Source organism: Streptomyces sp. NPDC056479 (assembly GCF_042795335.1).
Classification (GTDB): Bacteria; Actinomycetota; Actinomycetes; order Streptomycetales; family Streptomycetaceae; genus Streptomyces.
The window spans coordinates 679,513-692,386 of sequence record NZ_JBHTRZ010000001.1; the positions used below are offsets into that span (position 1 = coordinate 679,513).

14 protein-coding genes are annotated in these 12,874 nt (G+C 69.6%); 5 read left to right on the plus strand and 9 right to left on the minus strand.

Annotation, left to right across the window (positions count from 1 at the left end):
* Nucleotides 1–106: 106 nt before the first annotated feature.
* The gene (locus ACFQ6S_RS03050) at nt 107–769 is read right to left on the minus strand and encodes a pyridoxamine 5'-phosphate oxidase family protein (RefSeq protein ID WP_383402571.1); all 663 of its coding nucleotides are present in this window, start codon (nt 767–769) and stop codon (nt 107–109) included.
* A gap of 101 nt (nt 770–870) precedes the next feature.
* The gene (locus ACFQ6S_RS03055) at nt 871–1,707 is read right to left on the minus strand and encodes an endonuclease/exonuclease/phosphatase family protein (RefSeq protein WP_383402573.1); all 837 of its coding nucleotides are present in this window, start codon (nt 1,705–1,707) and stop codon (nt 871–873) included.
* Between the two features lie 220 nt (nt 1,708–1,927).
* On the opposite strand from ACFQ6S_RS03055, the gene ACFQ6S_RS03060 reads away from it, so the two are divergent.
* Nucleotides 1,928–2,893, plus strand: coding sequence for a YhjD/YihY/BrkB family envelope integrity protein (locus ACFQ6S_RS03060; protein WP_383402576.1), 966 nt, complete (start codon nt 1,928–1,930; stop codon nt 2,891–2,893).
* Nucleotides 2,894–2,923: 30 nt separating this feature from the next.
* Complete coding sequence (locus ACFQ6S_RS03065; RefSeq protein WP_383402579.1) at nt 2,924–3,553, plus strand: 2'-5' RNA ligase family protein; 630 nt, start codon at nt 2,924–2,926, stop codon at nt 3,551–3,553.
* A gap of 52 nt (nt 3,554–3,605) precedes the next feature.
* On the opposite strand, the gene ACFQ6S_RS03070 is transcribed toward ACFQ6S_RS03065, so the two are convergent.
* The 3 genes from ACFQ6S_RS03070 to ACFQ6S_RS03080 form a co-directional block, all read right to left on the minus strand.
* Nucleotides 3,606–4,172, minus strand: coding sequence for an NADPH-dependent FMN reductase (locus ACFQ6S_RS03070; RefSeq protein WP_383402582.1), 567 nt, complete (start codon nt 4,170–4,172; stop codon nt 3,606–3,608).
* Nucleotides 4,173–4,249: 77 nt separating this feature from the next.
* A complete protein-coding gene (locus tag ACFQ6S_RS03075) occupies nt 4,250–4,957 on the minus strand; it encodes an NADPH-dependent F420 reductase (RefSeq protein WP_383402585.1) in 708 nt (235 codons plus the stop codon).
* Nucleotides 4,958–4,961: 4 nt separating this feature from the next.
* The gene (locus ACFQ6S_RS03080) at nt 4,962–5,993 is read right to left on the minus strand and encodes an LLM class flavin-dependent oxidoreductase (RefSeq protein ID WP_383404288.1); all 1,032 of its coding nucleotides are present in this window, start codon (nt 5,991–5,993) and stop codon (nt 4,962–4,964) included.
* 156 nt (nt 5,994–6,149) lie between these two features.
* Here ACFQ6S_RS03080 and ACFQ6S_RS03085 point away from each other — a divergent pair, with 156 nt between their 5' ends.
* Entirely contained in the window at nt 6,150–6,614 is a 465-nt protein-coding gene (locus ACFQ6S_RS03085; protein WP_383402587.1) for a MarR family winged helix-turn-helix transcriptional regulator, read from the plus strand.
* A 214-nt stretch (nt 6,615–6,828) separates the two neighbouring features.
* Here ACFQ6S_RS03085 and ACFQ6S_RS03090 read toward each other — a convergent pair whose 3' ends face one another.
* A complete protein-coding gene (locus ACFQ6S_RS03090) occupies nt 6,829–7,293 on the minus strand; it encodes a winged helix-turn-helix transcriptional regulator (protein WP_383402590.1) in 465 nt (154 codons plus the stop codon).
* A gap of 91 nt (nt 7,294–7,384) precedes the next feature.
* Here ACFQ6S_RS03090 and ACFQ6S_RS03095 point away from each other — a divergent pair, with 91 nt between their 5' ends.
* On the plus strand, nt 7,385–7,879 hold the full coding sequence (locus ACFQ6S_RS03095) for a PaaI family thioesterase (RefSeq protein ID WP_383402593.1): 495 nt from the start codon (nt 7,385–7,387) through the stop codon (nt 7,877–7,879).
* A 139-nt stretch (nt 7,880–8,018) separates the two neighbouring features.
* Here the strand turns inward: ACFQ6S_RS03095 and ACFQ6S_RS03100 are convergent, their stop codons facing one another.
* Genes ACFQ6S_RS03100 through ACFQ6S_RS03110 form a run of 3 tightly spaced genes read right to left on the minus strand, consistent with a single transcriptional unit; the run spans nt 8,019 to nt 11,978 of the window.
* The gene (locus ACFQ6S_RS03100) at nt 8,019–8,669 is read right to left on the minus strand and encodes a TetR/AcrR family transcriptional regulator (protein WP_383402596.1); all 651 of its coding nucleotides are present in this window, start codon (nt 8,667–8,669) and stop codon (nt 8,019–8,021) included.
* Between the two features lie 55 nt (nt 8,670–8,724).
* Nucleotides 8,725–10,626: a Na+/H+ antiporter NhaA gene (gene nhaA / locus ACFQ6S_RS03105; protein WP_383402599.1), complete on the minus strand. Its 1,902-nt coding sequence runs from the start codon at nt 10,624–10,626 to the stop codon at nt 8,725–8,727.
* Between the two features lie 56 nt (nt 10,627–10,682).
* Nucleotides 10,683–11,978: an MFS transporter gene (locus ACFQ6S_RS03110; protein ID WP_383402602.1), complete on the minus strand. Its 1,296-nt coding sequence runs from the start codon at nt 11,976–11,978 to the stop codon at nt 10,683–10,685.
* Between the two features lie 281 nt (nt 11,979–12,259).
* Between ACFQ6S_RS03110 and ACFQ6S_RS03115 the strand changes: the two genes are divergently transcribed.
* On the plus strand, nt 12,260–12,838 hold the full coding sequence (locus ACFQ6S_RS03115; RefSeq protein WP_383402605.1) for an alpha/beta hydrolase: 579 nt from the start codon (nt 12,260–12,262) through the stop codon (nt 12,836–12,838).
* Nucleotides 12,839–12,874 lie beyond the last annotated feature (36 nt).

Sequence of the window (12,874 nt, forward strand, 5' to 3'; positions counted from 1 at the left end):
CAGCACGCCCGGGGGGCCCGTCGACACGTGACGGTCGTGGTCCCCGGGAGCAGTGACGCACGTGCCGTGGTCTCCGCGCGGAGACCACGGCACGCGGTGCCGAGGGTCAGCCCCTGCCCGGCATCGATCCGGTGTGGGTACCCGCAGTTCGCTCGCCCTCGTAGGGCGGTGACTGGTGCTCGGCGCGGGTAACGAAGTAATCGGCATCTTTCGGCCGCTCGGCCCCCGGCCGTGGACGCGGCGCCGGCTCGAGATGGGGGATGTGCTTGGAGCAGTGCACGTACGCCTCCTCCACCGTGATGTGCACCCAGAATTCGGGCCTGCGTCCCGGAGCGGTGTCCTCAGGAAGGTGGGGGTAGGCCCGTCGCTGCTCGTCGTCCCCGTGGAGCCGAGCTGCGCCATTGACGTGCAGGCCTATGTGGTCATGGGCGAAGTCGACGAAGAGCAGGCCGATATGCGGGTTCTCGGTGATGTTTCCCGCACTGGCGAGGACCCCGTTCCCACGGTACTCGGGGTAGGTGAGGGTCCCGTCGTCCAGCACGGTGACGAAGCCCGGGGGACCGGCACGGAAGGTGACGTCACAGGCTCCGCCGGCGTCCGACGTGGACAGGAACGCCATGGTCTGCCGCCCTATGAAGTCCATCATCTGCGGGGTCAGACGGGTCTGCACCTGGCGGTCGTAGAAACCGGCGGCCTGGTCGGCCGTGCCGAGAAGGTGCTGCAGGCGGCGCTCGCCGACGGAGGCGGTGGACTCGTGGGGGTGGGTCACGGAATGCGCTGCCTTCCTAGGGCCTTCAATTGGGCGTGGGGAGCGACGGCACTCTAACGCCGGATGGAGCACGCTGTCGTGGCCGGTACAGGTGAGCGACTCTAGGTTGGATCCACGTCGGTGTGCACCAGGTGGTGGTCCGAGTGCGGGGTCGGATGCACGCCGTGTTCTAGCGGGACGATGCCTCGCAGGAAGACATAGTCGAACTTGGTGTGCCAGTCGGTGGTCGTCTCGCAGGAGCCGGTGGACGAGGGGCGGCACTGGGGGTCCGTGTCCGTGGCCAGAGCCCAGATCTTGGTCAGTTCGGGGGCGTCCGGCACGGCGTTGAAGTCGCCGAGGACGATCGCGCGGTCGTGCCGGGCGACCTCCGCGGCGAGTACGCCGATCTGGTCCGCCCGCACCGCCTCTTGCCGTCGGTGGGCGAGGTGCGTGTTGAAGACCCGGACGGACCGGCCGGCCACGGTGGTGGTGACTGCCATGTACCCACGGTCCTCGGATCCGCCGTCGGGGTATTCCACGTCGACGGGGTCGGTCATCGGCGCCGCCGAGAGGACCGCCTGACCGTACGCTCCCGGACTCCACGGCACTCCACCGCAGCGGCCCCAACTCCGAAGAACCGTGCCGTACTCGACGTGGTAGACCAGTCCGTACAGGTTCTCCAGATGCTCCCGGATCCTCTCGACGTCACGCACGCACGCCTCTTGCATGCCGATGACCTGGGGTGCGTACGTGGCGATCTCCGCCGCCCGCTCGACGTCGCTCTCCTCGCAGGGGTTGCAGATGTTCCACGTCATGACCCGGTTCGGTACGACATCCCTGACGGCCTCGGCGGGCAGCGACCCGGCGGCGCCGCCCGGTGCACTGGGGCCGACGAGCATGACGCAGGCGGCCACGGTCATGGCGACCGCGAGCAACCGCGTGCCCCGTGCGAGCACCATCGCCTCCTCAGCGTGGATACACCCGGCATCTGACGTCTCCATACACGAGGTTAGGAGACGAAACTGTGAGCGACACATGCGTTGCCGGATCCCGGGCGCGGCAGGTCAGCGAGCACATCAGGAGGTGAGGTCGCTGCGAGTCCGATCCGTACGTCCCTGGACCGGCGGGATGCCGTGGGCCGTTTCGTCGCGCACCCTGTAGATGGGAAGGAGCGGCTCGATGGAGACTTCGCCCGAGCCGTCCAGTCGGCCCGACGACGGAGGAGGAGAAGGCGGCTCCCGTCGACGGGAGCGTTCCCCGCTGCGCGTGTCATGGTGGCGTGGCCGTACCCGGCAAATGACGGCCTGGCTGCGAGCCGTCCACGCACGGCTGGAGACCCGGTTTCCGGTGATCACCGGACTCGTGGACCGCATGGTGTCCGTGAACATCTTCGACTCCGCCACCCGCATCGCCGCGCAGTGCTTTCTGACCGCCGTTCCGCTGCTGTTCGTCCTGGGTGCGTACGCGCCGAAGGCGGTGCAGGATCAGGTCACCGCATCGATCAGTGCCGTGTTCGGTCTGACCGGGCAGGCGAAGGCCCAGGTCGAGCAGACGTTCCAGCCCCCGACCGACGATCTGCGACAGGCGACCGGGCTGGTGGGCGTCCTGATGGTGCTGCTGTCGGCCACCGCGGTGAGCCGCGCGGTCCAGCGGCTGTGCAGACGGGCCTGGCTACTGTCCCGGACAGGGGCGAAAGTCGCTCCGTGGCGATGGCTGGCGTGGATCGTCCTGTGGCTCGGCGCGCTGGTCGTCCAAGGGCTGATGCACAACGGGTTCGGCCTCGGGGAGTGGCTGGGCGCTCCGATCGTCCTGGTCATGCAGGCGGTCATGTGGTGGTGGACCCAGCATCTCCTGCTGGGCGGCGCCGTCCGCTGGGCGCCTCTTCTGCCGGGGGCTCTCATCACGGCGATCGCGGTCAGTGCCCTCTCCATCTCGGCGCACTTCTACATGCCCCGCGCGCTCAACCGGGCACTGGCGGACTACGGTCCCGCGGGTTCGGTCTTCGTCCTGCTGTCCTGGCTGATCGTGGTGAGCGTCGCCGTCGCCATCGGCCTCAGCATGGGCGCCGTACTGTCCCAGGAACCCTTTCTCAGACGGCGCCTCGGAACACCGACGTCAGCACCGGACGACAACGACGACATATGACGTCGGTTCCCGATTTGGGACCATGGCCATGTGGACGGGTATCCGGACCTCGGCGCGGCCGGGCCGGAGGACGCACTTGACGTGGCGCCGACGGCCCGGACGGCGGTGGCGTGGCTGCCGCCGCGCGAGCTCTGGCCGGGGATCCAGGACATCCGCTGGGAGCACGATCCGCAGGTACGGCGGTGGCCGCCGCATGTGAATCTGCTGTTCGGTTTCGTGCCGGAGGAGACCTTCACGCGGGCTCTGCCACTGCTCTCGGCCGGGGCGGCGGCAAGCGCCGCGTTCACGGCGCGCCTGGCCGGAGTGCGGTACTTCCGACACCGGCGCTACTCGACCGTCTGGCTCGATCCCGCCGCGGCGGACCTGGCGCCCTGGGTCCGCCTCCAGCGGGAGCTACAACTGCGGTTCCCCCAATGCCTCGGGCGTGGGCGCCGCTTCACCCCGCATCTGTCCCTCGGCCGCAGCCAGGACCCGAAGCGCCTGGCAGCCGAGTGTGCCGCCCGGCTCGGCACGCTCTCGGCGGCGGTGGACGAGGTGGTCCTGCTCGCCCCTCGTGGCGAGGAGCCCATGCTGCCCCGGGCCGTGATCGAACTGGGGACGGGCGACGTCCGGCACCGCCCTCCCCCTCCCCAGGATGCCGCCGGGGCAGGATCGCTGTGAAGCCGGGCCATGAACGTCGGGCGGGCTCGGCTCCTCGGCTTCAGGAGGTGGCTCAGGCGGCGGAGGTGCGCAGCGGCGCCAGGGCCCCGCTCCAGGCGATGACCTGGTCGAGCAGGGTGTCGAGAGCCTGAATGTTGTACTCGCCGGGCTTGAGGACGCTGAAGTTCTCGAACTCGGTCATCAGTGACAGCGCCACCTGCTGGCGCACGTCCGCCATCTGCAGCTCACCGACGACCAGTCGCAGGTGCTCCACGGCCCGGGCGCCGCCGACACCGCCGTACGACACGAAGCCGGCCGCCTTGTTGTTCCACTCGGTGTAGAGGTAGTCGATGGCGTTCTTGAGCACGCCGGACGTGCTGTGGTTGTACTCCGGGGTGACGAAGACGAACCCGTCGAAGGAGGCGATCTTCTCCGCCCACCGCTTCGTGTGCTCGCCCTGGTACTGGCCCATCGACGGGGGCAGCGGCTCGTCCAGGTGCGGAAGCGGGTAGTCGCGCAGGTCCACGAGTTCGAACTCGGCGTCACTGCGCCGGGAGGCGATGTCATAGACCCACTTGGCCACCTGCTCGCCGTTGCGGTTGGGACGGGTGCTGCCGAGGATGATGCCGATCCTGGTCATGGGGATGTCCTCAACGTTCGCTGGCAGAAGTTGATGCGTCATATAAATTAAGGACAGTTGGATGATGCGTCAACCATTCACGTCCGCGCTCCGATCGCAGCCCGTCCGCGCTCCGATTCCGGGAAGCGATAGAGCATCGAGCGCAGCTCTCCCGCACCCACGTTGGCGCCGAAGGGTTCGGTGCCCGGTTCGAGCCGTACCCCGTCGGCAAGGCGGCCCGCCATGACCGGGTCGAAGCCGAGGGCGTCAACGAGGTGTGCGACGGCCGCGAGGTCGTCCGCGTCGTCACCGGCGATCGCGATCGCCTTGCGTCCCGGCGTCCCCGCGGGCCGGGCCCCGTCCTCCAGATCGTGGTAGCCCATGTGGTTGAAGGCCTTGACCACCCGCGCCCCGGACAGATACCCCTGCACGAGCTCGCTCGAGGAGGTCAGCGGGTCGGTGAGATCGTCGCGGATGCCGTCGACCTCCCACCAGTAGTTCATCGCATCGATGACGAGCTTTCCGCGCAGTGCTTCGGCGGGAAGGGTGCGGTACTTGCCGAGGGGGAGCGCCAGGACGACGACGTCCGCCTGCTCGGCGGCCTCGATCGCGGTGACCGGCTCCCCGCCGGGGGTGAGCACTTCGACGGTGAGGGCGATCCTCGCCGGATCGCCCGAGCCGGCGATGAGCACCCGGTGTCCGGCTGCCAGCGCCAGGCGTGCCAGCACGGTGCCGACCTTCCCCGCACCCAGGATGCCGACGGTGGGTACGGCGGCAGCGGTGTCCACGTCGTCTTCTCCGATCATGGGGTCAGCCCGCGAGCAGGTCGCGGACCATCGGGATGACCTTGGTGCCGTACAGCTCGACGGCGCGCAGTCGAGCGCTGACCGGCTGGGCCCCCGTGGTGTAGATGAGGTCGAACCGGCCGACGCCGAGCGCCTCGATGGCGCGGGCCATCTTGCGGGCGACCGACTCGGGGGAGCCGATGTAGAGGGAGCCGTGCTCGATCTCGGCCTCGTACTCCTCCTTGCGGACCGGCGGCCAGCCCCGCAGCGCGCCGATGCGGTCCCGGATGACCTTGTAGTGCGGCCAGTGCAGTTCCTTGGCCTCCTCGTCCGTGGGGGCGATGAAGCCCGGGGAGTGCATGCCGACGGGATGAGCGGTCGTGCCGAACTTGTCGGTCGCGCGCTCGTAGAGGTCGATGTAGGGCGCGAAGCGTTCCGGGGTGCCGCCGATGATCGCGATCATCAGCGGAAATCCGTAGCGCGCGGTCCGGACGACGGACTGGGGCGAACCGCCGACGCCGACCCACGTGCTCAGGTGCCCGGACTCGGTCTTGGGGAAGACGTCGGCGCCTTCGAGCGCCGCCCGCTTGGTACCGCTCCAAGTGACCGGCTTCTCCTCCAGCAGCTTGGCGAAGAGCTCGATCTTCTCCTCGAACAGCACGTCGTAGTCGGCGAGGTCGTATCCGAAGAGGGGGAAGGACTCGGTGAAGGAGCCGCGCCCGAGGATGATCTCGGCCCGGCCGTTCGAGAGCGCGTCCACGGTCGAGAACCGCTGGAAAACGCGGACCGGGTCGTCGGAGCTCAGTACGGTCACGCCGGAGGAGAGGCGGATACGGTTCGTGCGCGTGGCTATTCCGGCGAGCACGGTCTCCGGTGTCGAGATCGCGAACTCGGGGCGGTGGTGTTCACCGAGGGCGATGACGTCGACACCGATCTGCTCCGCGAGCACGGCCTCGTCGACGACCAGCCGGATGGCCTGCGCATCGGATACCGGGTTGCCGGAATCGTCTTCCGGTACATCGCCGAAAGTGTCCAGGCCGAAGACGAGATCAGACATATCAGACATGGCGGGGGCTCCACGGTCGACCGGTTGATGTGTCAGTCGACGTCCAGTATACTTGATGCATCAACTAGTGGCTGAGGTATGACTGAGGCCTGTAGGTCGTCGCTGCCGCCAGTTCGGTGAAGCGTCAACCACGAATACACTTGCTCCATGGGAGAGACGCGGTGGTTGACGCCGGAGGAGCAGCGCGCGTGGCGGGGCTTCGTCCGGTTGCATGAACGGCTCGTAGGGCGCCTGGGGCGCTTGCTGCAGTCGGAGTCGAACGTCTCGCCCGCTGACTTCGCGGTCCTGGTCCATCTGACGGACGCGCCGGACGGGCGGCAGCGATATCAGGATCTCGCTCGGGCGCTGGAGTGGGAGAAGAGCCGGATGTCCCACCACATCGCCCGGATGGCGGGACGAGGCCTCGTGGTGCGGGAGGAGTGCGCCGAGGACGGCCGCGGCGCGTTCGTGGTGATCACGGACGCTGGGCGCGAGACCATCGAGGCGGCCGCCCCACGGCATGTCGAGGCCGTGCGCGAACTCTTCATCGACCATGTCACGCCGGCGGAACTGCGCGTGCTGGCCGAGATCTCCGAGCGGGTCGTCGGCAAGCTCGACGACGAGCAGTCCTGACCCGGGGGTCGTCAATCCAGCGCCGGTTCATCGTCCGTGAGGCGGGGTGCGTGCACCCGGCAGGACCGGCAGGCGGGCTCCGACCGCTTCGGCAGCCTCGAGGGACGCGGCCTCCCGGCGGCCGGCCTTGACAGGAGGAACGGCGCTGCGGGCGCGCGGCTCGTGAGCGGCCGGGGTGTGATCACCGAGGACGGTCCCTCCGCAACCGGCGATCTCACAAAGCGTGCGCCGCCGCGCCAGGCCGTGTGTAGGCCTGCCGCGGGGCCAGAGGCCCGTGATCACCCGCGCAGACGACGACCGTCTCCAGCGGTTCGCCGCAGTCGCGGTGACGTACCTCCAAGGGCGGCCCCTCCGGGTCGGCCGTGTACCGGTCGCCCCACTGCTTGAGTGCGAGCATCACGGGCCACAGATCCCAGCCCTTGCTCGTGAGCCGGTACTCCTGACGAGTGCGGTGGCCGGGCTCGCGGTACGGGACGGAGTCCAGGACCCCGGCGGCGACCAGTTTGCGCAGCCGGTCCGCCAGTACCGCCTCCGACAGCCCCACGTGCCGGCGGAAGTCGTCGAAGCGGCGCACGCCGTTCATGGCGTCACGCAACACCAGCAGCGACCACTTCTCGCCGATCAGGTCGAGGGTGCGCTGCACCGTGCAGTTCTCGGTGTTCGTCTCCAGCCAGGTCATGGCGCCATCGTAGGCTGGCTTCGCGATTGACAGCCAGCTTCTCGCCCAGCTAACTTCGATTATTGAAGCCAGCTGTGGAGGGAAAAGACACATGACGAGGTCACGCACGTACGAGTGGCAGGATCCGAGCATCTCCGCGGCCGATGTCGGCCAGGAGAGCGGCCTCGCCTTCCTGCGCAGCGTGCTGAGCGGACGTCTGCCCGCCCCGCCCATCGCCGCGACGCTCGGATTCACGCTGGAGGAAGTCGAGTTCGGTCGTGCGGTCTTCGTCCTGGAGCCGGGGGAGGAGCACTACAACCCCATCGGCAGCGTCCATGGCGGCGTGTACGCCACCCTCCTCGACTCGGCCGCGGGCTGTGCGGTGCAGTCCGTGCTTCAGGCCGGCATGGGATACACCTCACTCGACCTGAGCGTGAAGTTCCTGCGCCAGATCACCGTCGACACCGGCAAGGTCCGTGCCATCGGCACCGTCCTCAACCACGGCCGCCGCACGGCCCTGGCGCAAGCCGAGTTGCTCGACTCCCAGGACCGTCTGCTCGCCCATGCCACCAGCAGCTGCATGCTCTTCCCCGTCCCGCCGCGCTGACGACTCCAGGCGCGCGATCGAGGGACCCGCCGCAGGTCCCGCGCGAACACCTGCTTCCCCTGATCCCGACCGCCACCCTCCCCGAGCTCGTCGGCACGGGCCACCTGTCCCCACTAGAGGTGCCCGACCAAGTCGCCCGTCACATCGGCGAGTTCACCGCCAACGCGGAGCTCGAGGCCTTCACCGTCTTCGCCCTCCGCTGAGGCCGAGGCTTGGGCAGCGCCGCGTCGATGAGGACGGACGCCGCCGCTCGGGCGGTCGCGGCCGCTGAGGGGTCGCGGTCCATTCGTGCGGACAGTCCACCTCCGTCGTAAAGAAGGTGGAGCCGGCGGGCCAGCTCCTCGGGGTCCGGGGTGCCGGCGTCCCGGGCGAGCTCGGTGAACAGGGCCCGGATCCCCGCCCGGTAGGCGTCGGAGGCCTCCTCGATGGCGCTGCCGTGTCTCGCCTCCGCGCTCGCGGCCACGAAGGCGCAGCCGTGGTAGTCCTCCTCGGCGAACAACTCTCCCTGCGCCTCGAAGACCGCCAGCAGCCGCTCACGCGGAGTCTCGGCGGCGTCGACGGCTCGCAGGAGCCGGCTGGTCACCGCGGCGCTCCGGGCGTCGAGATACGCACGGATGAGCTGTTCCTTGCCTCCGAAGGCGTTGTACAAGGACGCCTTGGCGACCCCGGCGTGCTCGATGATCCGGTCGATCCCGACCGTCCGCACGCCCTCGGCGTAGAAGAGTTCGTCCGCGGCCGAGAGCAACCGCTCACGGGCGGTAGGAGCTTTCGCGCTCCGCGTCTTCGGCATGCCGCTCACCTTCTCGACGGATGGGTCACCGTGGCCCTTGACCAGACCGGTCTACTCAATTGTCGCTCAGGGCCGCCCGATCCCGGGCGGCCCGTACGGCCGCGGACAGCGAGGCGATGTCGTAGGCGCCGTGATGGCGGCGGCCGTTGACGAAGAACGTGGGCGTGCCCGAGACGCCGCTCAGATCCGCCGATTCGACATCCTCTTCCACCCGCTGCGCGCCGACACGCGCCCGCAGATCCTGGCGGAGCTCGTCGAGGTCGAGTCCGATCTCCTCGGCGTAGCGCAGAAGGTCCTTCAGCCGCAGGTCCCCCTGGTGGCTGATCAGGATGTCGTGCATCTGCCAGTAGCGGCCCTGCGAGGCGGCGGCTTCGGCGGCTTCGGCGGCGAGCTGGGCGTTGGGGTGGACGTCCGGGAGGGGCAGGTGCCGCCAGACGTAGCGCACCTCGTCACCGAAGTCGGCGAGCAGCTCGCGGACCACCGGTTCCGCCAGGCCGCAGTACGGGCATTCGTAGTCGCCGTACTCGACCAGGGTGACCGGAGCGTCCAGCGGGCCGCGCACGTGGTCGCGCGTCGTGTCGACGGGGTCGCTGAGATCGACGATGGTGTGGCCCGCGCCGAGCAGGGCCCGGGTCCGCGCCTGGGCGGGCAGCAAGGCGATGATCTGCGTGATCGACCAGGTGATCAGGAAGGAGGCCAGGACGGCCGCCAGGATGCCGATCTTCGCCTGCTCCAGCTGCCCGCCGTCGAAGGCGAGCGTGGCGATCAGCAGGGACACCGTGAAGCCCACTCCGGCGATGCTCCCGCCCGCCGCGACGGCACCCCACCCCAGCGGTGGACGCAGCCGCCCCCGGCTCAGCCGGATCGCGGCCCAGGTGGCGACCAGGATGCCCACCGGCTTGCCCAGGGCGTAGCCGAACAGGATCCCGAGGGTGATGGGCGAGGTGAAGGCCTCTCGCAGGCCCTCGGCGTCGATGGTGAGCCCGGCGTTGGCCAGCGCGAAGAGCGGCACGATGACATAGCTCGTCCAGGGGTGGATCATCCGCTGGAGCCGCTCGTTGGGCGAGAGGGCGGATGCCAGTCCGCGGCGCAGGCTCTGTTCCAGCTCGGGTGTCGGCTGTTCACGGAAACCACGGAACAGTCGGCTGACCCGCTCCAGGGAGTGCCGCTCGGCCGGATGGGCGTAGGTGAGCAGGCCCACGGCCAGGCCGCTGACCACGGGGTCCACGCCCGAACGCAGAAGCGCACCCCACAAGGCGACGGCCAGCACCGCGTAGATACCGGAGATCCGCACACCGGCGGCGCGCAGCGCGAGGAGGGCGGCGAAGATGCCGAGCGCCGTGAGCAGGGCGGGCAGATAGATCGCGCCGCTGTAGGCGATGGCGATGACCGCCAGCGCCAGCAGGTCGTCGGTGACCGCGACGCTCAGCAGGAAGACGCGCAGACCTCCCGGCAGCCGCGAGCCGAAGAGGGCGAGCATGCCGAGGGCGAAGGCCGTGTCGGTGGACATGGCGGCGCCCCAGCCTTGCAGGGAGTCCTGACCGGCGTTGATGCCCAGATAGATCGCTACGGGAACGAGCATGCCGCTGACTCCGCCGGCCACCGCGAGTGCGAGACGCTGGCGTTCGCGCAGCTCGCCCATGTCCAGCTCGCGGCGGGCCTCCAGCCCGACGATGAAGAAGAACAGCGACATCAGCCCGCTGTTGACCCACTCGCGCAGCTCCATGGACACGCCGACCGAACCGATGCGGAACGATATCTCGGTCCGCCACCACGAGTCGTACATGCCGGGGGAGACGTTGGCCCAGACGAGGGCCGCCACCACGGCGCCCAACAGGACCGCGGCGCTACCCGTCTCGGTCCGCAGAAAGGCACGCAGCGGACCGCGCGATTCATGACCGCACGCGGTCTGTCCGGTCAGGGCGCCGTCGGGAACCGCTTGGTCGGGCAGGGACATGGCTCGTTCTCCTGGTCTCCTGGGCATTGTCATGCCTCGGGGGGCGCGCGGGCCGCTCAGGACACGCGCTGCAGCGGCTCGGCCTCCGCCACCCGAAGACCCGTGGCCGCAGCGCCGGCGGCCACGGCCACCCCGCGGGTGCGCGCGCCCGTGCCGCGCAGCAGCAGAGCCGCGAGGGCCACCAGAGCCAGGGCGATGACCACCGCGCCGTATCCCTCGGCGGTCGGGACCAGACCTCCGCCGTGGACCACCAGCCATCCGGCTACGACGGAGGGGACGCCCATGCCGAGGTAGGAGATGACGAAGAGCAGGGACAGCACACCCGATCCCTCATGGGCCTTGGTCAGGGGCATCACGGTGCGGATGCCGCCCTGGAAGCCGCTGCCGAAGCCGAGGCCGGCGACCGCGGTGCCGATGAAGAACAGGGCCGGCGCGCCTGTGGCGACGGCGAGCAGGGTGAGGGCCACACCGGAGATCAGAGCCGCGATGCCGGTGTACATCACGGTCGTGGCCCGGGTGTTGCGCAGGGCGAGGACGGACGCCGCCGCGACGATCGCGAGGACGAAGAGACCGAGGCCTCCGTAGACGGCGGAGCTGGAGCCGACCAGGGTGCGGACCAGGGCGGGGCCGAGGGAACCGTAGAACCCGGCGAGTGCCCAGACGGCGAAGACGACGGGAGCCGCCGCCAGGACGGCACTGCGGACCGTGGGCGGCAGCCTGACCTCGGGTACCAGGCTCGCCAGCGCTCCGGGTTCACGGGTGACGGTCTCGTCGATCAGTGTGATGGCGATCGCCTGGGCCACGAGGACGACGAGCAGGCCGAGGTAGATCGTGTGTGTGGGCGAGGGCAGGTACTGCACGACGAAACCGCTGATCAGGGCGCCCGACGCGGTGCCCAGACCGGGTGCGAAGGCGTTTGCGACCGTGCCGCGCGACCGGTTGATGTCCATCATCGCGGCACCGACGGCGCCCAGCGCCGCGCCTGTGGACAGGCCCTGCACCATACGGGCCAAGAGGAGTTCGCCGACACCGCCGGCGGTGGTGAACATCAGCATCGCCACGGCCTGCGCGGCGATGGCGGTGATCAGGACAGGGCGGCGCCCGACGTGGTCGGACAGCTTCCCGAGGATCAGCAGGCCCGTCAGGACGGCGATCGCGTAGACCGCGAAGACGAGCGTGGTGGTGAGGGGGCCGAACCCCCATTCGGCCTGGTAGGCCGCGTAGAGCGGGGTGGGTGCGCTGGAGGCGGCGAGAAAGGAGACCACGACGGAGGCGAGGACGTAGAACGCCACGCGCGGCGGTATGGGCCGGGTCGATGACATGGTGCGCCCGGGCTGTTGCAGGGAGTTCATCGGCGACCCTTCGCGGCGACGGATTGAGTAGACCGGTCTGTCTGTGAGAGTGGCAGCAAGGTAGACAGGTCTGTCTATTCCCAGCGGGGCGGGAGTGGGTCGGTGCCGGAGCCGTCGGGGTCCCGGAACTTACGGACCATGGCACCCGAGCGCCTTGTTGATCACGGGGGCGTGAACGACGCTCTGGTTACGCGACGGCGGGAGGCCGCCGCCGGTGTGGCTGACGGGGGCGCGGCCACTTCCGCTCCGACAGACTGGGCGCGGTCGCATGGAGCGTTTTCATGGACTGGCAAGGGCTCGCCCTCGGACTGGCGGGGAGCGTCTTCCGGTATCCGCTCAATGCGTGGCATCCGGCGCCGCTCAAGGCACTGCGGAGCGAGATCCGGTGCCTGCGAGCCGATGGCGCCGAAACGATCGGGATCGTCGGCTTCTCGGCCGGCGGACACCTCGCGGGTCTGGCGGCACTCGCGCCGGACGCCGACGAACTTGCCTCGGTTCAGTTCGCGGTGCTGGGCTATCCGATCACCTCGATGGAGACGGAGACGTACCGGCCCTCGCAACGCGTACTGCTGGGCGAGGACCCCTCGCCGGAGTCGCGCCGGGCGACCTCACTCGACGCGCTGGTGACCGAGTCGGCTCCGCCGTTCTTCATCTGGCACACGGCGCAGGATCCCTACGTTCCGCCCGAGCACACCTACCGCCTCGCCGCAGCCCTGGCCGCCGACAATGTGCCGCACACGGCGCACGTCTTCGACCACGGCCCGCACAGTCTCGGCCTCGCCGGGGGCGGGCGCGGCGTCGACCTGGACACGCCTGGCCGCGACCTGGCTCGCAGAGCAGACGGGCGATGGCCCAGGTGACGCCCGGCCCGAGCGCTGAAGGCTCGCAGAACGCGC